General features: G+C 69.1%; 2 protein-coding genes. Both read left to right on the top strand.

What is annotated here, in order from left to right; genetic code table 11:
* On the top strand, positions 1-396 hold a 396-nt coding region (locus tag Vse01_RS29100), incomplete at its 5' end, for a non-reducing end alpha-L-arabinofuranosidase family hydrolase (protein WP_275415553.1).
* A gap of 160 nt (positions 397-556) precedes the next feature.
* On the top strand, positions 557-1553 hold a 997-nt coding region (locus tag Vse01_RS29095), incomplete at its 3' end, for an alpha/beta hydrolase family protein (RefSeq protein ID WP_239104322.1).

The raw sequence follows: 1553 nt of genomic DNA, 5'->3' as shown, positions 1-1553 counted from the left end.
GGATCGAACTACACCACGATCATGACCGACACCACGAACAACCTGTTCGAAGGCGTCCAGGTCTACAAGCTCCAGGGCCAGCAGCGGTACCTGATGATCGTCGAGGCGATCGGCTCCCAGGGCCGCTACTTCCGGTCGTTCACCGCCACCAGCCTGGGCGGCAACTGGACCCCGCAGGCCACCAGCGAGAGCAACCCCTTCGCCGGTAAGGCCAACAGCGGCGCCACCTGGACCAACGACATCAGCCACGGCGAGCTCATCCGCACCAACGCCGACCAGACCATGACCATCGACCCCTGCAACCTGCAACTGCTCTACCAGGGCCGTTCACCCAACTCCGGCGGCGACTACGGCCTCCTGCCGTACCGGCCGGGAGTACTGACCCTGCAGCGCTGACGGCGTGCAGGTCCGGCTTGGGCACAGCCGGCGCGGGCGGGCTCGGCGTACGTCGGGCCCGCCCATCCCGCAGGACACCCCACCCCACCACCAGGAGGTATCGACAGTGCGAGGACACGCACCCCACCCCCCGCCCCCAGGGGAAGCCCATGCCGGCCGAGTGTCCCCCGGCATTCGGCGACGACTGTTCAAGCTCGCCACGGCTGGGATCGCAGCCGCCGTCGGGATGTTCACCGTGACGGTGGCCACCAGCTCGGCGTCGGCCGCCGACAATCCGTACCAGCGGGGCCCGGACCCCACCCGGGCGAGCGTCGCGGCCGTCAACGGCCCCTTCGTCAACACCTCGGTCAGTGTCCCGACCGGGTACGGCTTCAACGGCGGCAGGATCTACTACCCGACCGACACCAGCCAGGGCACCTTCGGTGCCATCGCCATCTCGCCGGGCTACACCGCGTTGTTCTCCGCGGAACTGGCCTGGATGGGCCCGTGGCTGGCGTCGCACGGGTTCGTCGTGATCGGCATCGAGACCAACAGCCGTAACGACTTCGACACGGCCCGAGGTACCCAGTTGCTCGCCGCGCTCGACTACCTGACGCAGCAGAGCCCGGTACGCGACCGGGTCGACCCGAACCGGTTGGCCGTCTCCGGTCACTCGATGGGCGGCGGCGGGGCGCTGAGCGCAGCCATCCGGCGCTCGTCGTTGAAGGCGGCGGTCGGTATCACGCCGTACTCGCCGTCGCAGAACCTGGCGAACGACCGGGTACCCACTATGGTCATCTCCGGGCAGGCGGACACGGTGGTCACCCCGTCCTACGCCCTCGGCCTGTACAACAGCCTCCCGGCCTCGACCGAGAGCGTCTACCTCGAGGTCGCCGGCGGGGACCACGGGTTCATGGTCGGGCGGTCGAACCCGGTGTTGATCCGGACCATGCTGCCGTTCCTGAAGATGTTCGTCGACAACGACTCTCGGTACAGCCAGTTCCTCTGCCCGCTGCTGGACAGCAGCGGCGTGGTCACCTACCGCAGCACCTGCCCGTTGCTGCCGACGAACCCGACCACGCCGCCGCCGACCGGCACGCCGACTCCGACCCCGACCTCAACCCCGACGCCGACGCCGACGCCGACCACCCCGCCGCCGTCCGGCTCCGCCAACGAAA

The organism is Micromonospora sediminimaris (assembly GCF_016863575.1).
GTDB lineage: Bacteria > Actinomycetota > Actinomycetes > Mycobacteriales > Micromonosporaceae > Micromonospora > Micromonospora sediminimaris.
The sequence above is the reverse complement of the archived record's forward strand: the minus strand, read 5'-3'. Positions and strand labels throughout refer to the sequence as shown.